23 protein-coding genes are annotated in these 21,967 nt (G+C 37.8%); 9 read left to right on the top strand and 14 right to left on the bottom strand.

The window, feature by feature from the left end; all coding sequences use genetic code 11:
- Positions 1-37 precede the first annotated feature (37 nt).
- From BTO11_RS05630 to tldD, 3 genes are read left to right on the top strand one after another with little or no spacing between them, the layout of a single operon-like run.
- A complete protein-coding gene (locus BTO11_RS05630; protein WP_105051681.1) occupies positions 38-3,961 on the top strand; it encodes a YhdP family protein in 3,924 nt (1,307 codons plus the stop codon).
- Positions 3,962-4,813, top strand: coding sequence for a carbon-nitrogen hydrolase family protein (locus tag BTO11_RS05635; protein WP_105051682.1), 852 nt, complete (start codon positions 3,962-3,964; stop codon positions 4,811-4,813).
- 37 nt (positions 4,814-4,850) lie between these two features.
- Entirely contained in the window at positions 4,851-6,290 is a 1,440-nt protein-coding gene (tldD, locus tag BTO11_RS05640) for a metalloprotease TldD (protein WP_105051683.1), read from the top strand.
- A 107-nt stretch (positions 6,291-6,397) separates the two neighbouring features.
- Here the strand turns inward: tldD and yjgA are convergent, their stop codons facing one another.
- Positions 6,398-6,913: a ribosome biogenesis factor YjgA gene (gene yjgA, locus BTO11_RS05645; protein ID WP_105051684.1), complete on the bottom strand. Its 516-nt coding sequence runs from the start codon at positions 6,911-6,913 to the stop codon at positions 6,398-6,400.
- A gap of 89 nt (positions 6,914-7,002) precedes the next feature.
- On the opposite strand from yjgA, the gene pmbA reads away from it, so the two are divergent.
- Positions 7,003-8,346 (top strand): metalloprotease PmbA, encoded by a 1,344-nt coding sequence (gene pmbA / locus BTO11_RS05650; protein ID WP_105051685.1) that lies wholly within the window; start codon positions 7,003-7,005, stop codon positions 8,344-8,346.
- Between the two features lie 124 nt (positions 8,347-8,470).
- Here the strand turns inward: pmbA and BTO11_RS05655 are convergent, their stop codons facing one another.
- From BTO11_RS05655 to BTO11_RS05715, 13 genes are all read right to left on the bottom strand, one after another.
- Positions 8,471-9,331, bottom strand: a complete 861-nt coding sequence (locus BTO11_RS05655) for a CvfB family protein (protein ID WP_105051686.1) — start codon at positions 9,329-9,331, stop codon at positions 8,471-8,473.
- 129 nt (positions 9,332-9,460) lie between these two features.
- Positions 9,461-10,816, bottom strand: coding sequence for a magnesium transporter (gene mgtE / locus BTO11_RS05660; RefSeq protein WP_105051687.1), 1,356 nt, complete (start codon positions 10,814-10,816; stop codon positions 9,461-9,463).
- Between the two features lie 33 nt (positions 10,817-10,849).
- Positions 10,850-11,122: an HPr family phosphocarrier protein gene (locus BTO11_RS05665; RefSeq protein WP_105051688.1), complete on the bottom strand. Its 273-nt coding sequence runs from the start codon at positions 11,120-11,122 to the stop codon at positions 10,850-10,852.
- Positions 11,112-11,981: an RNase adapter RapZ gene (gene rapZ, locus BTO11_RS05670; protein ID WP_105051689.1), complete on the bottom strand. Its 870-nt coding sequence runs from the start codon at positions 11,979-11,981 to the stop codon at positions 11,112-11,114. Before rapZ ends, BTO11_RS05665 begins: the two co-directional genes overlap by 11 nt.
- Positions 11,982-12,431 carry a PTS sugar transporter subunit IIA gene (locus BTO11_RS05675; RefSeq protein ID WP_105051690.1) on the bottom strand — a complete coding sequence of 150 codons (450 nt, stop codon included), beginning with the start codon at positions 12,429-12,431 and terminating at the stop codon, positions 11,982-11,984.
- A gap of 91 nt (positions 12,432-12,522) precedes the next feature.
- Positions 12,523-12,810, bottom strand: coding sequence for a ribosome hibernation promoting factor (gene hpf, locus BTO11_RS05680; RefSeq protein ID WP_105051691.1), 288 nt, complete (start codon positions 12,808-12,810; stop codon positions 12,523-12,525).
- Between the two features lie 35 nt (positions 12,811-12,845).
- On the bottom strand, positions 12,846-14,339 hold the full coding sequence (locus BTO11_RS05685; RefSeq protein WP_105051692.1) for an RNA polymerase factor sigma-54: 1,494 nt from the start codon (positions 14,337-14,339) through the stop codon (positions 12,846-12,848).
- A gap of 51 nt (positions 14,340-14,390) precedes the next feature.
- Positions 14,391-15,116 carry an LPS export ABC transporter ATP-binding protein gene (lptB, locus tag BTO11_RS05690; protein ID WP_105051693.1) on the bottom strand — a complete coding sequence of 242 codons (726 nt, stop codon included), beginning with the start codon at positions 15,114-15,116 and terminating at the stop codon, positions 14,391-14,393.
- Between the two features lie 29 nt (positions 15,117-15,145).
- Positions 15,146-15,628 carry a lipopolysaccharide transport periplasmic protein LptA gene (gene lptA, locus BTO11_RS05695; protein WP_181135851.1) on the bottom strand — a complete coding sequence of 161 codons (483 nt, stop codon included), beginning with the start codon at positions 15,626-15,628 and terminating at the stop codon, positions 15,146-15,148.
- A 2-nt stretch (positions 15,629-15,630) separates the two neighbouring features.
- Complete coding sequence (gene lptC / locus BTO11_RS05700) at positions 15,631-16,179, bottom strand: LPS export ABC transporter periplasmic protein LptC (RefSeq protein WP_105051695.1); 549 nt, start codon at positions 16,177-16,179, stop codon at positions 15,631-15,633.
- Positions 16,179-16,745 carry a 3-deoxy-manno-octulosonate-8-phosphatase KdsC gene (kdsC, locus tag BTO11_RS05705; protein ID WP_105051696.1) on the bottom strand — a complete coding sequence of 189 codons (567 nt, stop codon included), beginning with the start codon at positions 16,743-16,745 and terminating at the stop codon, positions 16,179-16,181. The genes lptC and kdsC overlap by 1 nt, the downstream gene beginning before the upstream one ends.
- Positions 16,745-17,716 (bottom strand): KpsF/GutQ family sugar-phosphate isomerase, encoded by a 972-nt coding sequence (locus BTO11_RS05710; RefSeq protein ID WP_105051697.1) that lies wholly within the window; start codon positions 17,714-17,716, stop codon positions 16,745-16,747. The genes kdsC and BTO11_RS05710 overlap by 1 nt, the downstream gene beginning before the upstream one ends.
- A 23-nt stretch (positions 17,717-17,739) precedes the next feature.
- Positions 17,740-18,699, bottom strand: a complete 960-nt coding sequence (locus BTO11_RS05715) for a calcium/sodium antiporter (RefSeq protein WP_105051698.1) — start codon at positions 18,697-18,699, stop codon at positions 17,740-17,742.
- Between the two features lie 245 nt (positions 18,700-18,944).
- On the opposite strand from BTO11_RS05715, the gene mlaF reads away from it, so the two are divergent.
- Genes mlaF through BTO11_RS05740 form a run of 5 tightly spaced genes read left to right on the top strand, consistent with a single transcriptional unit; the run spans position 18,945 to position 21,954 of the window.
- Entirely contained in the window at positions 18,945-19,763 is an 819-nt protein-coding gene (gene mlaF, locus BTO11_RS05720; RefSeq protein ID WP_105051699.1) for a phospholipid ABC transporter ATP-binding protein MlaF, read from the top strand.
- 1 nt (position 19,764) lies between these two features.
- Complete coding sequence (gene mlaE / locus BTO11_RS05725) at positions 19,765-20,541, top strand: lipid asymmetry maintenance ABC transporter permease subunit MlaE (protein WP_105051700.1); 777 nt, start codon at positions 19,765-19,767, stop codon at positions 20,539-20,541.
- A gap of 13 nt (positions 20,542-20,554) precedes the next feature.
- On the top strand, positions 20,555-21,022 hold the full coding sequence (gene mlaD / locus BTO11_RS05730) for an outer membrane lipid asymmetry maintenance protein MlaD (RefSeq protein WP_105051701.1): 468 nt from the start codon (positions 20,555-20,557) through the stop codon (positions 21,020-21,022).
- 4 nt (positions 21,023-21,026) lie between these two features.
- Positions 21,027-21,656 carry an ABC transporter substrate-binding protein gene (locus BTO11_RS05735; RefSeq protein WP_105051702.1) on the top strand — a complete coding sequence of 210 codons (630 nt, stop codon included), beginning with the start codon at positions 21,027-21,029 and terminating at the stop codon, positions 21,654-21,656.
- Between the two features lie 7 nt (positions 21,657-21,663).
- Positions 21,664-21,954: an STAS domain-containing protein gene (locus tag BTO11_RS05740; RefSeq protein ID WP_105051703.1), complete on the top strand. Its 291-nt coding sequence runs from the start codon at positions 21,664-21,666 to the stop codon at positions 21,952-21,954.
- Positions 21,955-21,967: the final 13 nt, after the last annotated feature.

Here is a 21,967-nt window from a genome sequence, read left to right on the forward strand (position 1 = left end):
ATAAATTGAGTATTTATTGCTTATTAAGAGAGATATCTTGTTAAAGAAAACGACGCTGCGCATTGTAAAAACAATGTGGGTATTCTTCGCATCTCTTATTATTTTATTTGCTGTTGCTGTCAGCCTCCTTAAGTTTGCCTTACCTTATGCCGATGATTATAAAACGGATCTTGAAGAGTACCTGCTAACAAATTTTAATGCTCAAATTTCCATTGGCAGTATTAGTGCGACTTGGCAGTCTTCTGGGCCGGTCATTATTTTACATGAGTTAAAAGTATCACCTACTCCAAGCACTCCACTCGACATTGCAATTAAAAAAACCGAAATAGAAATAAACTTTTGGCAGTCATTACTCGAGCAGAAATTTGCCAGTGGTACCTTTTTGTTAGATGGGCTTGATGCCAAAATTAATAGTGATGTGTTTTATAAAGTCAGACCAAAATCGAATGGCGGTCAATTATTTGAAAATTTGAGCCACTTATTCTTGTCACAACTTCAATCGTTTAAAGTTGTAAATAGTTTAGTTGAAGTGCGACATAAACAAGGGCGAACACAGAATTATCAAATTGATTCATTACGTTGGATTAACGATGGCAACCGTCACCAAGCTAGTGGTGAATTATCGGTTGATGGATTTGCCAATAATTCAGCGACATTAATTGTCGATTTATACGGTCAACGCCGCCAGAATATTTTTGGGCAAGTCTATTTAGAAGCGACAAAGTTAGATATTTCACCTTGGTTAACTCAATTTATAAGTGAGCACGTAAACCTTGAGTCAAGTGAAGCTAATTTAAAAGTTTGGGGTAATGTAAAAGATGGTCTTGTTAATGACATAGTTGCTGATATCTCAGACTCTGGTATTCATTGGCAAAAAGCAGAACAACAGCAGTACTTAGGTATTAAATCTGCCAAATTACAATGGGCAAAATCTAATGCTGGTTGGTCCATGTTTAGCAATGATATTGCATTAAATAATGGCGAAGATGAATATGATGGTTTTCATTTATCTGCTTTCTCTGATGGTATAAACGCTCAGTTAAATGTTACCGAAGGGGATATTCAGCCGATATCTAGGCTCTTTTCTTTGTTCTCAGTTACCAAAGGTCTAGGTATTTTAGCTGAGTCAGAAATGAGTGGTGAACTCGACTTCTTTAAATTACAGCTAGATCAAAATAACCAAATAAAAGCAGCGACTCATATTTCTAATTTAAGTTTGGTGCCTACGGCAACAAAAAATACGGCTTATTTGGGAATTGACGGATTAAATCTCAATGGTTATTGGTCGGACAAAGACGGTTGGTTTGAGTTAACCGGTCAGGACAACAAATTTCATACGCGAGACACCTTCAGCCAAGATTTTAAGTACTCTGAGTTTAGTGTGATGACACATGTTAAACATACGGATAATGGCATTACTGTGAACTTGCCAAAAATCACAGTAAAAAACCAAGATGTAAATATTAATGTAGCAGCTCAGTACACTCACTTTGACACTCCAAATTTCACTCTTTATGGTGAAGTGGAAGGTCCGAAGTTAGGTTCGATTCGTCAATATTTACCTAAGTATCTAATACCAACTGAGACTTATGAGTATTTGCTATCGGCCATTGAAAAAGGGCGAGGTGAGCTTACTCAAATTGCCATTAGTGGTGACCCAACAAAAATGCCTTATAGCGATGTGTCGAACAGTTCAAACTATGGCACCTTTGTTCTTAAAGCTTTGATAAAAGAAGGTCAATTTAAGTTTGATCCTACTTGGCCTGCTATCGAAAATATGGACGCTCAACTGCTAATTAAAGATAGCTTAATGACCATTAAAGTGGACTCAGGCGAATTCGCTAGCTTGAATATAGATCATGATGCCGAAGCTAACATCGCACTAGATGCTCAACAACTGAAATTAGAATTGTCGTTAACACCAGAACGCTTAATGTTAGAGGATTTTCATAGCCTAATAGAGACAACGCCATTAAAAGATATTTTGGGCGATGTGTTTGAGTTTGTAAAATTAAATGGTGAATCGGCAGCGACTGTGAATATATCAATTCCCTTGTCTGATGAGCCCAATAGCGATGGTGAAGTTCCAGAAGTATTAGCGTGGGGACGTGTTAAAACTAATAATGCAGATCTCAGTTTACCTGAGATTAACTTGAACTTTGAAGATGTAAATTCAACCGTAACGTTTGAAAACTCAACGTTTAAAGTCGAAAGTAACGATGCCAAAATATTTAAACTGCCAATTAGCTTAGAGGTTAATGGATATGAAAAAGGTGATAGTTATTTCATTGATGCCAACCTATTAGCAGAATCTGAGCGAGATGCGATAGCGTCTAAGCATCCTCTAAAGGTAATGAATTATTTTGATGGCGAGCAGACATCATTAGTTAATGTAAGTGTAAATATTGAATCAGATGGCTTTCAGTATTTTGTCGATGGCAGTTCGGATTTAACAAATAGCGCTTATGATGTAACTAAGTCAATTGTAAAAGAGATGGGGACTCCAGCATATTTAAGCTATTCAATGTTGGGCGACCAAGATGGTGGTCAATTAAATGTAGCGCTAGAGGATAAACTGTTTTTTGAAGGGAAGGTAATGGCTGAGTCAGGCCGAATGGAACAAGCTCATTTAAGTATTGGTGAAAGTACCATTCAATTGCCTGAATCAGGTTTTGATATTTCAATAGAAGAAAAATCACTAGAGTTTGAACCTACATTAGCCTTTGTTTTAGATCTCATTGGAGATTTACCTGACAGCGACCCTACTCAAGTTGGATTTATAGATCAGCCAAATCATATATTTGGCAGTATTCAGCATTTATCTATTTTAGGACAGGATTTACAAAACGTTAGTTTGGATGCAAAGCCACAAAAAGATTCATGGTTGTTCTCCTTAGGGGCAAAACAAACATTAACAGACGTAATTATACATAATGATATTAAAAAAGATGGAATAGAAATTAGCTCTTCTTTTCTGCGTTTGGGCTCGGAGTTAGTTACTGTTCCTGTAAATCCTGAAACGGTAAAGCCAGTTGAACGTGTAGAAAAAGTTAAGCCGAGTATGGAAAATTCAGATACATTAATTCGCAGTTTACCGCCAATTAAGTTTGACTGTGCAAGCTGTTTTTATAATGGAATGCCACTAGGAAAAATTAGCTTATCTGCCTACTCTGTAGGACCTGAGTTAATAATAGATAAAGCCAAATTAAATTATGAACGAAACTCTATTGATTTAACTGGCCGTTGGATTGGCAACTCAGGGTCAGGCCGAACGTATGTAAAAGGTAATGTTAAATCAAGATATTTTGGTAAATGGTTAGAAAAGTATAATTTATCAACGGGCATAGAAGAAAGTGACGCATCAATTAATATAGATGTTGAATGGAAAAGCGCTCCACAGTGGTTAGACTTTGCAACATTAAATGGTAATGCCAATTTTATATTAGGCGAAGGTTATTTTAGTGAAATAAATGATCAAGGAGCTCGTTGGGTTTCTCTATTCAGTTTTGATTCTTTATATAGAAAGTTAAAATTAGATTTTAAAGATGTATTTTCAAAAGGGCTGTTTTATAACGACCTCAAAGGAAGTGTTACATTAATTGATGGTGTTGGATATTCCAATAATATTCGTATGGATGGTATTGCAGGTGATATGTCCATGGCTGGTTTTACCAACTTAAATACTGAAACGTTAGATTACGATGTAACGTTTCAGCCTAAAGTTACCTCTAATTATCCTCTTTTTGTATGGTTGGCTGCAGTAAATCCAGCTACTTTTTTAGGTGTGATGGCTTTGGATAAAGTGATAGAAAATGCCGAGCTTTTTGAATTTTTATTCAAGGTTAATGGAGATTTAGATAAACCTACAGTTAAAGAAGTGAAAAAATTTAGCAAGCGCGAAAAAATACCAGAGATTAAAGTTAAGCAAGAACAACAACCTCTTACAATTGAGGGTAAATAGATGAAGGTTTATGTTTTACAAATGTGCTCTTCTCCTAATGTGTCTGATAATTTACTTTTTCTTGAACAAGAACTTAAAAAAAACACTGCTGACTTAACCAATTCTATTGTGGTGTTACCTGAATGTTTCGCTGCTTTTGGTGCCGGAGATTCAGGTAATTTAAACATTGCAGAGGCTTTAAATCACGGTGCTATTCAATCTCAGTTGGCGTCTTTAGCCAAACAATACTCAATATATTTAGTCGCTGGCACTATGCCTATCTTAGACAATGAAAATAGACAATTAGGTAAAGTAAAACCAGTCACTTTAGTTTATTCACCAGTTGGAGAGTTAATCGCGCATTATCAAAAAATTCATTTATTTGATGTTGATGTTGAAGACGGTGTTGGCAGCTACCGAGAGTCTGATAGTTGGTTGCCCGGTGAGCAAATTGTGTGCTTTGATACTGAATTTGGCAAGATTGGCTTGGCTATTTGTTACGACTTACGCTTCCCAGGACTGTTTCAAGCATTAAGAGACGAGGGCGTTGATGTCGTTGTTCTACCAAGTGCGTTTACAGAAAAAACAGGTGCAGCACATTGGCAAGTTTTGTTACAAGCTAGAGCAATTGAAAATCAAATTTACATGGTCGGCTGTAATCAAGCTGGCACTCATAAAAATGGCAGACAAACCTTTGGTCACAGTATGATAGTTGATCCCTGGGGCACTGTATTATTTAACGCCGGGAAAAAATTAGGCTTGTTTGGCGCTGAGCTAGATAAAGACCGTTTAGTCAAAGTTCGTCAGTCAATGCCGATAAAGCAGCATAATAAGTTTGTTAGTCGTTATGTAAAAAACAGCTCGCAAGACTAACAATTGAATTAATATATTTATACAAATAGGAATTACTTTGAACTCAGTAGAGCAGAGATTATTAACCGCAAACAACTTGACTCAACAAGACGTGCTAGATGGTTTAGCTATCATGTTAGAGCACAAACTTGATTACGCCGATCTGTACTTTCAAGCCAGTGCTCATGAATCTTGGGTAATGGAAGATGGCATTATCAAAGATGGTTCATACAATATTGAACAAGGCGTTGGCGTTAGAGCGGTAAGTGGTGAAAAGACCGGTTTATCTTACTCTGATCAACTGAACGCTCCGGCAATAATGGAAGCGGCTGGTACAGCAAGAAGCATTGCTGCAGCAGGAGCTAATGCAAAACAAAAGTTAATTAATAAAACCATAGCCAAAGAAATCTACACACCTTGTCAGCCGTTAGAAGCGATGAGCAACGACGATAAAGTTGCCTTGTTAAAAAGTGTTGATAGTTATATTCGTAAACAAGCGCCACAAGCAAGTAACATTGTCGTGAGCTTAACCGGTGTATTTGAACAAATTTTAGTGGCTGCGACAGACGGAACTTGGGCAACGGATACTCGTCCATTAATTCGATTGAACTGCTCAGTCGTATTAGAAAAAGGTGAGAGAAAAGAGCGCGGCGGAGCTGGTATCGGCGGGCGTACTGATTACGGTTACTTTTTAGAAATTGAGAATGGCCGTTTACGTTATGAACAAGCTGCAGATGATGCAATTCATATGGCTAAAATCAATCTGGAAGCAATTGAAGCTCCGGCTGGAACTATGCCAGTTGTGTTAGGTTCTGGCTGGCCTGGAGTGTTATTGCATGAAGCTGTAGGTCATGGACTTGAAGGTGATTTTAATCGTAAAGGTTCAAGCAATTACAGTGGCAAAATGGGTGAGAAGGTAGCTTCAGATCTTTGTACCATTGTTGATGATGGCACTATGTTGAATCGTCGTGGTTCTTTGAATATTGATGATGAAGGTGTACCTGCCCAGTATAACGTTTTAATCGAAAACGGTATTTTGAAATCGTATATGCAAGATAAATTAAATGCTCGTTTAATGGGTGTTGAGCCTACAGGTAATGGACGTCGTGAATCGTATGCGCATTTACCTATGCCGCGTATGACGAATACTTACATGTTGCCGGGTGAAAGTACGCCAGAAGATATTATTGCCAGTGTAGAAAATGGTATTTACGCCACTAACTTTGCTGGCGGTCAAGTGGATATCACTTCGGGTAAATTTGTATTCTCAGCGTCGGAAGCTTACTTAATTGAAAACGGTAAAGTAACTAAACCGGTTAAAGGTGCAACACTGATTGGTAATGGCCCAGACGCTATGTCTATGGTTTCTATGGTCGGTAATGACCTAGCACTTGATAAAGGCGTTGGTGTTTGTGGTAAAGACGGTCAGAGTCTTCCTGTTGGCGTTGGTCAACCAACATTGAAACTAGATGAGATCACCGTTGGTGGAACTCAATAACAACTTGTTATAAACGTAAAAAGCCCAGTTATTTTTCTAAGTACTGGGCTTTTTTGTATTTGCATTTATCTCCTAAAGTATAAGCACTTAGGATGGAGTTGCTCAGACTAACTAGCGGTTTCTGTTTTAAGGTATTGAAACAGTTCTTTGTAGTTTTTGCCTGGTTGTTCTTTCTCAACTTCTTTTTTAGCCTGGCGTACGAGTTGACGCATTTTTTGACGCTCAATCGTTGGGTGTAATGCGACTATTTCGTTTATAGCTTCGTCACCATTTTTTAGTAACTTTTCTCTTAGCTTTTCCAATTTCTTCATTGCTTTATCAGAAACTAAATTAGGCGACATAATACGGTCGTATTCAGCGCGTAACTTATCTAAGTCTTCATCTTTAAGTTGCTTAGTGATGAATTGCATATGACGACGAAGTGCATCTGGTTTTTTAGATATTTTATCCGCTAACAAAAAAGCAGCCTGTAATTCGTCACTGGCTGATAATTGTTTTTTTTGTGATTTGCCTAAATTAACAAGTTGCTCTGCAAAAGCTTGTAACTCTTTTTCTTCTTTTTTTAATTCGGCTTTGCTGACGTAATTTTCGTCATCTGGTAATAAATAATAAGACTTAGTCATAGGTAAATAATCAATCGAATTTAATAACTTGAAATATATGATTTATGGTATGCTGCCAAGCGCAAATTAACCAGTATTTTTGAGTATTTATGACAACTAAAACCGATATTTTTAACGATATAGATCAAGTTAAGACCGCAATCGCCGATTTATTATCACTAAGTAAAAAATATGGCGCTGATTCGGCCGAAGCTGTCATTAGCAAATCAAAAGGTATTACGGTCTCAAGTCGTTGCCAAGAACTGGAAAATATTGAGTTCAACCAAGAGGGCGCTTTAGGTATTTCTATTTATGTTGGCAAACATAAAGGATCAGCTTCAACCGCAGATTTGAGTCATGCCGCATTAGAGCAAACTGTAAAAGCGGCTGTTGATATTGCAAAATATACGTCAGCCGATGAATTCTCTGGTTTGGTTGAACAACAAGAATTAGCGACTAACATACAAGATTTAGACTTATTTCATCCTCATCAAATTACGCCAGAACAAGGGCTTGAATATTGTATTGAATCTGAAAAAGCCGCATTTGAATTCGATAAACGTATTACTAATTCAGACGGCGCTTCATTGTCGAGTTACCAAGGGTTTAAAGTCTACGGTAATAGTCTAGGTTTTATTGAAGGTTACCCAAGCACACGTCATAGTTTAAGTTGCTCAGTTATTTCGCAAGATGGTGACGAGATGCAACGAGATTATGCCTATACCGTTGACCGTGAATTTAATAAATTAGATGGTGCAATATTAGTAGGTCAAAAAGCGGCAGAAGCTGCTGTGTCTATGCTAAACGCAAGAAAATTAGATACTTGTCAGTTACCCGTAATTTTCCATGCTGAAATTGCCTCATCTTTATTTGGCCATTTAGTTTCTGCCATAAGTGGTGGAAGTTTATATCGTAAGTCTTCATTTTTAATGGATAGCTTAGGCAAGTCTATTTTCCCTGAATTGGTTAATGTAAGTGAACGTCCACATACATTAAAAGGCTTAGCAAGTAGCCCTTTTGATTCTGAAGGTGTGGCGACACATGATAGAGAAATCATTGAGGGCGGCGTATTAACCACATATTTACTAACGGGTTATTCTGCTAGAAAAATGGGTATGAAAAGTACAGGTCATGCCGGTGGTATTCATAACTGGTTAGTAAAAGCAACAGACCCAGACTTAACTGCTTTGTTGAAAAAGATGGATAAAGGTTTATTAGTCACCGAATTAATGGGCCAAGGTGTCAACACAGTAACGGGTGATTATAGCCGTGGTGCCGCTGGTTTTTGGGTAGAAAACGGTGAGCTTCAATATCCAGTTTCTGAAATTACTATAGCGGGTAACTTAACCGATATGTTTAAACAAATTGTTGGTATCGGCGGTGACGTAGAAAAACGTGGCGCGGTACAGACTGGCTCTATTTTAATTGAGAACATGCAGATAGCGGGTAATTAATTAGAGATATATTTTCTGAATGTGTTAAATATTCAAACTTTTATTAAATAATAAAAAAGCCGGATAACTTTTAAAGTTCCGGCTTTTTTGTGGATGTAATACAAGCTTCAATTGTTAATACTGTTTAGCTTTTATCTTCTGTTTGGTCTTTTTCTTCGTTTAAACGTATACCAGATTTTGAAATAGAAATAGTACCGTCTTTGTATAAACCGCCAATAGCACGTTTGAATGCGGCTTTACTCATACCAAATAATTGTGAGATTAATGCAGGGTCAGACTTGTCATGAACCGCCGCGAAGCCATTTTCTTTTTCTAAGAACTCAATGATGATCTTAGCAAACTTATCTCTGGTTTTTTGACCGCCATTTAGGGTTAAATCAATTTTACCGTCGTGACGAATACGTTTGATAAAGCCTTTTTTATCTTGGCCAAAACTCAATCTTTGGTGCACTTCGTCGGTAAACAAAACGCCCCAATGAGTATGATTAATAATGGCTTTAAAGCCTAAGTCGGTTGTATTGGCAATAATGAGTTCTACGGGCTGATTTGGTTCAAATTGCCCAGTACCATCTTCTATTACAAATCGGTCAACTTTAGTTGAACCTGTAATACGGTGGTCAATATCGTCAATGTAAACGCGGACAAGGTAAAAGTAACCTTCTTCAAGCGGTTTATGTTGTTCGCCATAAGGGACTAATAAGTCTTTATCTAAACCCCAGTCCATAAATGCACCAAAACGACCCACTTCTTTTACTTTTAAATAAGCAAATTGGCCAACTTTTGCTTTTGGTCTTTGCGTTGTCGCAATCGGGCGATCGTCAGAGTCTAAATATAAAAATACATTTACATCATCACCTGCTTTTAAGTCTGGACGAGCGTGTTTGCGAGGTAATAATATTTCACCTAATTCACCGCCATCCAGATAAAAGCCAAAATCGACGGCTTTGACGACATCTAAGTTGCAAGATTGACCAATTTGAGACATTTATTTATTCCGATAAAAGAAGGTGTAAAAGGACGCGCATTATAACCATTAATTTTTGAATACCAAGTGATTAACGATTCAATACAGATTTATTCATAAAACGACTTTATGCAGGCTAAATATAGCAGATTAAATCAATAACCAAGTGGCTGTGCCTAAAAAAGCAAATATTCCCACAATGTCAGTGACTGTGGTTAAGATCACACTGCCAGCCAAGGCTGGGTCTATTTTCATGCGTTTTAACATTAATGGAATAAGCACACCAGCTACACCAGCAGCAATTAAATTCATCATCATGGCAAAGGCAATAACAGCACCTAACATGACGTCTTGTTTCCATATAGCCACAACACCGGCGATTAACACTGACCAAATTAGGCCGTTAAAAAAGCCAATGGCGAGTTCTTTGCCTAATAACCAACGTGAGTTCGCTTGAGTAACGTGGCCAACGGCCATACCTCGAATGACTAGCGTTAAGGTTTGGCTACCAGCTACGCCGCCCATGCTTGGCACTATGGTGTTTAATATAGCTAATACGGCTAACTGATCTAAGGTTGACTCAAATAAGCTAGAAACAAATGCAGCGAGTAATGCGGTAAATAAATTAACACCTAACCAGACAGAACGTTTTCTGGTACTTTTTATGGCAGGTGCAAAGGTGTCTTCTTCGTCATCCAAACCAGCCATACTCATCATTGAGTGTTCGGCATCTTCACGGATTACGTCAACCACGTCATCGATGGTTATACGGCCTAATAATATGCCATTTTCATCGATTACTGGTGCAGATATCCAGTTATAACGCTCAAATAAAGAGGCAACTTCTGAGTCATGCATAGTGGCAGGAATAACTTCAAAGTCAGTCTCCATCACTTCTGAAATTAGTTTACTGGTTGTTGATGTTAACAAAGCTGCGAGTGACACTTCGCCAATGAAAGTATCATTTTTATCAACTACATAAAGGTAATCGGTTGCTTCAGGTAATGATTCTTTTAATCGTAAATAACGTAATATTACGTCAACACTTACGTTTGGTCTTACCGTGATGGTATCGGTATTCATTAACGCGCCAGCAGTTTCTTCTTCATACGACATAACGCGTTTAGCACGGACTTGGTCTTGCTTGTCCATGCTCTTTAATACTTTTTTAAATACCGCATCTGGCATGCCACGTAATACGTCGGCAAAGTCATCATCGTCCAAATTGGCAGCCGCTTCTGCCACCTTTTCTGGACTCATATTTTTTAAGATTGGGTTTCGAACTTCATCAGATAGTTCTTCAATAACTTCACTTTGAATATTGGAGTCGATAAGTTGCCAAATAACGGTTCTGGCTTTTGGTGGTGAGGAGTGAAGTAATAGGGCTATGTCTGATGCTGCCATAGATTCAAGCATATTTCTAACGTGAACAAACATACCGCTGTTAAGAGCGGTATTTAGTTCATCAATTGGAATGTTATATTCTTGTTCTAGTAGTTCTGGCATGGATCCGTCTGAATATTGCTTGTGTTGGTCTATTTATTCTTCTTCGTCAAATTTGTTGCTAATAAGTTGGCAAATTTCATCGACGGCTTGTTTTGCGTCATTGCCTTTAGCCGAAATTGTAACTTCTTTACCTTGGTTGCTGGCTAGCATTAACAGAGCCATAACACTATCGGCGTTAGCTGTTTTATCAGCTTGAGTTAATGTAACAGAAGCATCAAAGTTTTGGGCTAATTGAGCCAACTTAGTTGCAGCTCTAGCATGCAAACCTAATTTGTTTTCTATTTTTACTGTGCGGCTACTTTCCATTTTTTTCACTTTCGTAACGGGCCATTTCACGATGGCGAACTCGAATGTTTTTATCTCGCGATTTAAATTGTCTTGCCAGGGTCTCCGCAATATAAACCGAACGGTGCTTACCGCCGGTACAACCTATTGCGATTGTTAAATAACTGCGGTTATTACGTTCTAGGTGTGGCAACCAGGTTGAAATGAAATTGTTGATTTGAAAAGTAAATTTATTTACTAATGGCTCGCCACTTAAATATTCTCTCACTGGTAAGTCTAATCCGGTAAGCGGACGTAATTCAGGTTCCCAGTGTGGGTTTGGTAAAAATCGGGCGTCAAATACAAAGTCGATATCGTTTGGCACGCCGTATTTGAAACCGAATGATTCGAAAGTTAAAACTAGCTCTTTAGATGACTTTCCTAGTATTTTTTCTCTAACCATTTCGGTTAGTTGATGCACATTGAGCTGAGACGTATCTATGTATAAGTCGGCTCTATTGGCTAGTTCGTCTAATAGTTTACTTTCTTGTGCTATTGCTTCTGGAAGAGATGATTCGCCTTTAGATAGTGGATGTAAACGACGGGTTTCGCTATAACGTCTAATTAAAACATCGTCACTAGCATCAATATATAAAACGGTAACGTTAACGTTTTTAGGCAGAAAGTCTAGATTATCCAACAACTCCTGCTCTGAAGTCGGTAAGTTTCTTACGTCTATACTAACAGCAACTTGGTCATAATTTTTTTCAAGAGAATGCGATAAAGCAGGTAGTAAATTAACAGGCAGGTTATCAACACAGTAATATCCTAGGTCTTCTAAAACCCTTAAGACAACTGTTTTTCCTGATCCTGATCTGCCACTTACTATAAATATATGCATTTATGCCGCTTCAAGTATGTTGTAAAGGTCGAGATCGCTATCTGCTCGACGTATTTTTTTAATTGTTTCTTTATTATCTAATAACTTAGCAATTGAGGCGAGTGTAGACAAGTGCGTATCACATTGATCTGCTGGAACTAACAAGGCACAAAAGATATCAACTGGACGTTTATCAATGGCATCATAGTTTATAGCATCAGCACTGACTAAAAATATGGCTACGGCTTTTTTTATATTGGTTAACTTACCATGAGGAATTGCAATTCCATTGCCAATGCCTGTACTGCCTAGTCTCTCTCTACTCATTAAACTTTCTAAAATATCGTTAAATGAATGATCTGGCAGTTGTTCACTGGCCAAGAGGGCAATTTTTTCGAGCACTTTCTTTTTACTAGCACAGCCGGTTAACCGTTTTGTGCTTTCTGGTTGAAGAATAAACTTAAGATTCATTTACTTTTATTTACTACATTTTCTTTTGACGTGTGCTCAAAAGGTATGGTTAAGAAACACCATCCTTGGTATTTCTATAGTTATGATTAAATTAATGTTTGGTTAATTTTTCTTTATGTTTAATGACTTGTCTATCTAACTTGTCAATTAATGAGTCAATAGCCGCATACATATCGTTATGCTCTGAAGTTGCAAACAACTCTCCGCCATTAACGTGCAGCGTTGCTTCTGCTTTTTGGGCTAACTTTTCTACGTCTAAGATCACATGGACGTTATTTATATGATCGAAATGTCGTTCCAATTTAGAGAATTTTGAATCAACGTATTCTCTCAAAGAATCTGTAGTTTCGATATGTCTACATGTTAGGTTTATTTGCATAAGTAATTCCTTCTTTAATGATTATAACTTGGTTTTTATACCAAGCGTTTTCTTTGGTTTGAAGGGGGAATGTTTAACGACTCCCGGTATTTTGCAATGGTTCTTCTGGCGACTTGTATGCCTTGGTCAGCCAGAATTTCTGCAATCTTACTATCACTTAACGGTTTAGCTTGGTTTTCTGCAGCCACGAGTTTTCTGATTAATGCTCTAATGGCAGTAGAAGAACATTCTCCACCATTTTCAGTACTCACATGGCTAGAGAAGAAATATTTTAGTTCGAAAATACCTCTAGGGGTATGCATATATTTATGTGTAGTTACCCTAGAAATCGTTGATTCATGCATATCAACCATTTCAGCAACATCATTGAGTACCATAGGCTTCATCGCTTCTGGACCGTATTCAAAGAATGCTTGTTGCTGTTGTACTATGCAATTAGACACTTTTAATAAGGTGTCATTGCGGCTTTCCAAACTCTTAATAAACCATTTTGCTTCTTGTAAGTGAGAGCGAACAAATTGAGTGTCGGTAGAGTTTGTTGATGTTTTACTCAGCGACGCATATTGTTCATTGATCTTAAGTTTAGGCATAGAATTTGGATTTAGCTCAACAATCCAACGACCTTTTTTCTTAACGACACTTACATCAGGAATGACGTAATCAATTTCATCTTTAATAACAATACTGGCAGGGTTTGGATTAAGTTGCTGAATAAGCTCTAGGATGTCTTTTAATTCTGGTTCTTTTAATTTGGCTTTACGAAGTAGGGTTCTGTAGTCGCGGTTAGCAAGTAAGTCGATATAGTTGTCGATGACATCAATGGCTTCATTTTTCCAAGGGGTTTCATCGGAGAAACGTTTTAATTGGATTGATAAACACTCTTGTAAGTTACGAGCTGCGACACCAACAGGGTCAAAGTGCTGAATGCGTTTTAATACGGCTTCAACTTCTTCAATTTCTACTTCTTCGTTATCTATGCTTTCAACTATGTCTTCAGTCGATATAGTTAAGAAGCCTTTTTCATCAACCGCATCAATAATGGCCGTAGCGATAGCTAAGTCTTCTTCGGTAAATGGGGATAAATTGAGTTGCCATAATAAATGGTCTTGGATATTTTCGGTGGTTTCACCTTGATAGACGGTATCTTCACCTTCATAAGCTGGGCCTGAGCTAGCAGGAGCCGCACTCATATAATCATCCCAGGTTGTGTCAGTCGGTAATTCTTCGGAAATGGTATTGCTTTCAAGTGCTTCGTTTGAAGTCATCTCTTCTTGAGACCACTCACTGTCGTCATCAGAAGGATTGTCTAATGTGCCTTCTTGCAACGATTTTAAGTCACCATCGTATTCAGCATCAAGCTCTTGTGATTGCTGTTCATCTTCGCCATCTAACAACGGATTACTATCAAGAGCTTCTTGAATTTCTTGTTGTAATTCCAATGAAGATAACTGCAATAAACGGATCGCTTGTTGCAATTGAGGGGTCATTGTTAATTGCTGACCCATTCTGAGTTGTAATGTAGGTCTCATTTAATTCCGATACTTAAACGCGTTTAACTGATTACTCATACGTGAGAGTTACTATAACTTGAACTGATCGCCTAGGTACACTTGTTTTACAATTTCACTTGCCAAAACTTGTTCTGGAGTTCCTTCAGCAATCAATTCTCCATGGCTTACGATATACGCTTTTTCACAGACATCAAGTGTTTCTCGCACATTATGATCGGTAATTAAAACTCCAATACCTTTTGCGGTAAGTTGTTGAATTATCTTTTTAATGTCTATAACCGAGATAGGGTCGACACCAGCAAATGGTTCGTCGAGTAAAATTATTTTAGGATCGGCGGCTAATGCGCGTGCTATTTCTACTCTGCGGCGTTCTCCACCGGATAAAGCCATGCCGTCACTATCTCTAATATGTTCGATATGAAACTCGGAGATAAGGTCGTCTAATTTGTCCGCTTTTTGGTGCGCATTAAGATCTTTACGCATTTCTAAAACGGCCATAATATTTTGTGACACAGACAATTTACGGAAAATAGAGGTTTCTTGTGGTAAATAGCCAATGCCTTGTCGAGCTCGAACGTGCATAGGCTCATGGCTTAAGTCGACACCATTTAAGGTGATGCTACCTTTGTCATTTGGAACTAATCCTACAATCATGTAAAAAGTAGTTGTTTTCCCCGCGCCATTTGGCCCTAGCAAACCTACAACTTCTCCTGCATTGACGGTTAAACTGACGTCTTTTACAACTTGGCGCTTACTGTATGATTTAGCTAAATTCTTGGCGACTAAACTGGACATAAAATTACTCTAATTGGCGGTTGTTAATATCAATCTTTTTTGGTTTTTAAACGTGTGGTTACACGGCCATTATTACTTTCGTCGCCTTCGGCTTTAACACGTTGTGCTTTTAAATCGAACTCAATTTTAGCACTTTCAACAACAGAACCACCTTGTTGGAATTTGGCATCACCTGAAAGCTGTAAGACTTTAGAGTCAACTAAATAGATGATTTCCGTGGCTTGCGCCGACAATTCATCGTTATTTTCGTTTTGCTGAGAAAATGACGCTGGCTTTCCAGTTGCGATAAGTTTTTCGCTATTGCCGTCTTTAGTTATAACAAATAGCTCTTCTGCTTTAATCGTCACATTGCCTTGCTGAACTATTACATTACCTGAAAAGTGTAATGTATTGTTTTTATAGTCTAGGTCTTGATTTGAGGCGTTAATAATTAAATCATCGGACGCGGAGGCTGATGTAGAAAACAAGATGAAAATAGTCGAAATAACTGCAAATGTTTTATTTAAGTTCATGATCATGAGCCTTTAATTATGGTTTGAACGTGGTCAACTAAAGATAGAGTCTTACGTTCTAAGTCTGCGGTCAAGCCTTTACCAACGATAGTGGTGTTTTTACCCTGGATGGTAATTTCGTTGTCGGTACTGACGATATTGGTGTTTAAATTTATTTCTAAGTACTCAGTGGTAATTGAGTTAACTAATACGTTATCTGATATTTGTAACATAGACACGGAATCATCTAATAACAATAAACCGTCTTGCATGTTGCCTATTTGAGCTGAAATCTTCCAAACGGGTTCACCACCTTGGTAGATAGTGAACTCTGGTTGCTTGAAATGAGTCAAGGATAAATCCGCATAGTGTTCCATCTTATGTGAGAAGACTTGCTGTTCTAAATTACCTTCACTGTCGAATAACTCCTGATACAAAAATTTAGCTGTGAACTCAGGTATTAAGTCACTAGCTGCTTCATTGTCAGCTGATTGCTCAGAGTCTAACGTTGGCAACCACCAAAGAAAACTTATCACCAAAAAGGCTAAAAATATGAACAGTCTAATATTCATTAAGCGCTAGTTCCCTCAAAATGAGTGATTAGATACTCTTCACCTTTTTGCATCATGATTATAAAGTCAGTTAATTCCCTTACTGCGCCACGCCCGCCATTTGTTACTGTGACTAAGTCAGCGATACTTTTTACATAAGGGTGGGCGTCGTTAACTGAAACCGCTAAATTCACAAGTTGCATCACTGGAACATCAGGCACGTCATCACCTATATAAGCCACTTGTTCGTGGGTTAAATTAAGGTTTTTAAGTAATTCGTTATAACCAATGATTTTATTTTCCATGCCTTGATATATATGATTAACGCCTAGGCCTTTCATTCTATTCTCAAGTAAGGTCGATTTACGACCTGTAATAACAGCTACTTCAACGCCTGCATTCATTAACGCTTTGATACCAAAGCCATCTTTGGTGTTAAAAGCTTTCATTTCTTCGCCAGAATTACCAAGAATGACAGAGCCATCTGAGAATACACCGTCGATGTCACAAATTAATAACTTAATGGTTTTCGTTTTTTGTTGCACTGCAGGTTCAACGGATTGATACCACTGACTATATAAATCCATTAAATCACACCTGCTCTTAATAAGTCGTGCATGTTTAATGCTCCGATAGGTTTGTTGGCGTCATCTAATACAAATAAGCTGTTAATTTTCTTTGCTTCCATAATGTTTAATGTTTGCGCCGCTAATATGTTTGCTTGAGTGGTTACTGAATTTCTTGTCATCATGTCAGTAATTTTAATTTCACTAATTGGTTTGTCTTGATCTAGGCAGCGACGTAAATCACCGTCGGTGAATATACCAACAAGTTGTCCGTGAAGGTCAACTATGCCGGTCATGCCTAGGCCTTTTTTCGACATTTCTAAAATAGCTTGTTTTAATGATGCATCCTCAGTGACCAAAGGAATTCGTTCGCCTGTATGCATAATATCTTTGGTGGTTAGTAATAACTTACGACCTAATGAGCCACCAGGGTGACTTAATGCAAAATCTTCTGCAGTAAAGCCTCTGGCTTCTAATAAAGTAACAGCAAGTGCGTCACCTAATACTAATGCAGCGGTTGTCGATGCCGTAGGCGCTAAACCCAAAGGGCATGCTTCTTCAGCGACGGATGCATTTAAGTGAAAGTCACTATTTACAGCAAGCGTCGACTTAGCATTACCTGTCATTGCGATAATAATACAGCCCAATCGTTTAAGTAGAGGGAGCAGAGTCAATATTTCAGCCGTCTCACCACTGTTTGATAGAGCTAATACAATATCGTTTTTGGTGAACATGCCTAAGTCACCATGATTAGCTTCGCCAGGATGAACATAAAATGAAGGCGTGCCTGTACTAGCTAGCGTTGCGGCTATTTTATTCGCAATATGACCAGATTTACCCATACCTGTTACGATAACTCTACCTGAGCCCGATAAAATGGTTTGGCAAATAAGCTCAAATTGTTGATCAATTGAGTGTGTTAGGTTTGTCACAGCTTGCAGTTCAATATTAATGACTTGTAAAGCAGACTTTGAAAATTGAGAAATACTCATACCTAGAGATTAACCTTTATATTTTAAATAAATAGGGCGATTTGATAAACCAAGAAGCCAGTCACTAATATTCCACCTTCAATTCGGTTTATTCTTCTGACTTTGCCAAAGCTCATCGCCATTAATAGTAACGCTAAAGTTGCGCCTAACATAACCATCACATCACGCGTTGCCGCGTGTGGGTCAATAACACTAGGGTTAATTAACGCACCAACACCTAATACCGCTAATATATTAAATATATTTGAGCCTATGATATTGCCTATAGCTAAATCATCCTCACCTTTTAAAACGCCCGCAACGCAAGCCGCTAATTCTGGCAAACTAGTGCCTATTGCTATGATAGTTAAACCAATAACAAGTTCACTGATACCAAAGTAAGTGGCGATAGTGACAGCGGATTCAATTAAAAAATGGGAACTTAAAGGGAGTAATATCAAACCAAAAACAATCCAACCCGCGGCTACTAACGTAGGTAAGTTACTTGGGATCTCATCCTGATCGTCACTTAATAGAGGGTCTGATTCTTTTGGATTTGACTTGGCTAAATAAATTAAAAATAAAATAAAACCAATAAAACATGCGATTAAAAATAAACCTTCATTAAAAGATAAGTAGTTATCTTGCAGTATCCACCAAGTCATTAGAGTGAAACCTAGTAAAATCGGCATTTCTCTGTATACCGTGGTAGAAGAAACGATTAATGGTCGAATAAGTGTTGTCACACCTAACACCAGAAGAATATTGGTAATGTTAGAGCCGATGGCGTTACCAACAGAGGTATCTGTTGCACCAGCTAAGGCTGCATTGGCTGAAACCATAATTTCAGGTGCCGATGAGCCCATGGCAACGATTGTTAGTCCTATGATCATTGGCGATATGCCTAGGTTTCTAGCAAACCCAGATGCCCCGTAAACAAATTTATCTGCACTCCAAACTAATGCCGCGAAAGAAAGGATTAAAATAACAATTGCACTTAACATGTAATAGAGATCGTCTTATCAGTAAATAGTGGCGTTATTGTGGCTATACTCGTTTGATAAATCAAAATATAAATACCGAAACCGGCAGATATTAATAAATCTTTACATATTTTATACCTTATTCTCCTTTCGTTTACATTTTTTAACGTTTTAGACGTAGTAATGATTGGCGTAAATCAATACAATAGTTGAACTATTAGAGAAGTCATCAGCCATAAGGTCTTTGGTAAAATATAAAAACTATTATGAATATAAATAAAACTGACTTTGAATCGCCACATGTTGAATTGAAAAACGTCACATTTTCCCGCGGCGAACGTGTTATTTATGATGATATTTCAATGGTCTTTCCCAAAGGTAAAATTACCGCGATTATGGGGCCCAGTGGTATTGGTAAAACAACCTTACTGCGTTTAATCGGTGGTCAACTCTATCCTGACTCAGGTGACATTATTGTTTCTGGGCAAAATATTCCTAAATTAAGCCGTAAAGAACTATATGCCGTTCGTGAAAAAATGAGTATGTTGTTTCAAAGTGGCGCGCTTTTCACGGAAATGAATGTTTTCGACAATGTTGCATTTCCAATTAGAGAACATACTAAATTACCAGAAGACATAATTCGGACTATGGTTCTGATGAAATTAGAAGCGGTTGGTTTACGTGGTGCGTATCAACTTATGCCAAATGAATTATCTGGTGGTATGGCAAGACGAGCCGCTTTAGCTCGCTCTATTGCTTTAGATCCTGAATTAATCATGTACGACGAACCATTTGTTGGTCAAGACCCTATTTCAATGGGTGTATTAGTTCGACTGATCAGAAATTTAAACACGTCATTGAACTTAACAAGTATTGTTGTATCTCATGATGTGAAAGAAGTCATGGGGATTGCTGACTATATATACATAATTGCAGATAAACGTGTAATTGGTTATGGAACAAAAGAACAGTTACTAGAAAGTGATTCGCCGTTAGTGCAGCAGTTTTTGAAAGGGTTAGCCGATGGTCCTGTACCATTTCATTACCCTGCACCATCAATATCTCAAGATTTAATGCAGGGCTAATATGGATTGGATTCAAAATTTAGGTAAAAACACAATAGAGCGCTTTTCGGCCATTGGTCGTGCCTCTTTTATGTTATTTGGTGCTATTGTTGCAAAACCAAACTTTGTAAAAGGTTTTCCGCTATTTACTAAGCAAGTCTATGTAATTGGAGTGTTATCTCTTGTTATTATTTTAGTATCTGGCTTATTCATAGGTATGGTACTAGCTTTGCAAGGTTATACTGTTCTTGTGGATTATGGTGCTGAGGATAGTTTAGGACAAATGGTCTCTTTATCTTTATTAAGAGAGCTTGGTCCTGTTGTTACTGCGTTATTATTTGCTGGTCGTGCGGGCTCAGCTCTGACTGCTGAAATTGGTCTAATGAAAGCAACTGAACAATTAACCAGTTTAGAAATGATGGCTGTCGACCCATTACGAAGAGTAATAGCTCCTAGGTTTTGGGCTGGTGTATTCAGTATGCCAATATTAGCTATGCTGTTTTCATCTGTTGGTTTATTAGGTGGTCATTTAGTTGGCGTTGAATGGCTAGGCGTAGACCAAGGAAGTTTTTGGTCAATTATGCAAGCAAGCGTAGAATTTGAAGGCGACATACTCAACGGCATTATTAAAAGTATTGTATTTGCAATTGTTGTGACATGGATTGCAATTTTTAGAGGATATGACGCGATACCAACTTCAGAAGGTATTAGTCAGGCAACAACACAAACGGTTGTTCAATCATCTTTAGCTGTTTTAGGTTTAGATTTTGTACTAACTGCCCTTATGTTTGGCAGCTAGGTAGGAGAAGAAAATGATATCGAAAAAAATAGAATTACTGGTTGGTTTATTTGTCGCATTAGGTATTGCTGCATTGATGTTTTTAGCACTTAGTGTTGCAAGTTCAGGCATGTCAGGTTCAGGTGAAACGTATAATTTATACGCCAAGTTTGACAATATTGGAGGGCTTAAAGTTCGCTCTTCAATTAAAGTTGGTGGTGTTGTCGTTGGTCGAGTTGAAGAGATTAAACTTGATACTGAAGATTATGCCCCAGTAGCAAAGTTAGCTATTGATACTAAATATAATAACTTCCCAGATACCAGTTCATTATCTATCCTAACTTCTGGCTTACTTGGTGAGCAGTATTTAGGATTAGAACCTGGTTTCATAGATGAAACCGTTGGTATTTTGGGCGAAGGTGATTTCATCGAAGATACTAAATCTGCGTTAGTATTAGAGGAATTAATTGGTCAATTTTTATTTAGTCAGGGAAGTGAATAGTAAAATGTTGAAATTTGGATTATTAATAGCGACGCTCGTCTTAAGCTCTAATGTAATTAGTGCAGAAGCTGAAAAACAAGACCCATTTAAATTAGTTCAGGTTGTAGCTCAAGAGCTATTTGACCGTATAGCTCGTGAGCAAGATGCGATTGAAAAAGATCCTGAACAACTAAGAGTTGTGGTTGAAGAAGAGTTAGCGCCATCTATAAACCACAAATATGCTGCGGCTATGGTATTAGGTCCTTATTACAAAAAATCGACTAGAGAGCAACGTGAGCTTTTTTATACTGCATTTCGTCAGTACCTAATTGCAACCTACGCTGGCATTCTTACCTTATATAAAGACCAACAGGTTGTATTTGAACCGGCAGTTAACATAGATGGTAAACGTCGTGTTCAAGTTAAAGTCCGAGTGTTAGATGAAGGTAAACCTGATATTAGAATTGAATTTATTTTAAGAAAAAATAAAGCTGGTGAGTGGGCTGCCTACGATATGGTTGCTGAAGGTATTAGCGTATTAAGCAGTAAAACTAAAGAGCTGCAAGGTTTAATCCGTCAACAAGGTATTGAGTCGGTAACTGAATTGTTATTAGAGAAATCAACTAAACCTATCGTAACTAAGTCTATCGGTTAATCAATATATGAAATTGAATTTTGTTAACAATGAAATAAATGTCGTTGGTGATATTGATAGGTTTAATCTTATTGATAAGAAACTTTTTAGTTTTCCCGCTATGACTTCAGATGTGACAATTGAGCTTACTAATGTGACATCAGTGGACACCGCTGGCGTTGCATTCTTGCTTAAACTTGTCGCCTTTTATCAAAATCAAAAATTGAATGTCACACTGACAAATCCCCCGTCTCAATTAATTGCTTTGGCTCAGATCAGCAATGTGCTAGGATTATTACCTTTAAAAGATAATATATAGTAATTATTGGGTA

Origin of the sequence: Psychrosphaera saromensis (assembly GCF_002954545.1) — a bacterium.
Lineage (GTDB): Bacteria > Pseudomonadota > Gammaproteobacteria > Enterobacterales > Alteromonadaceae > Psychrosphaera > Psychrosphaera saromensis.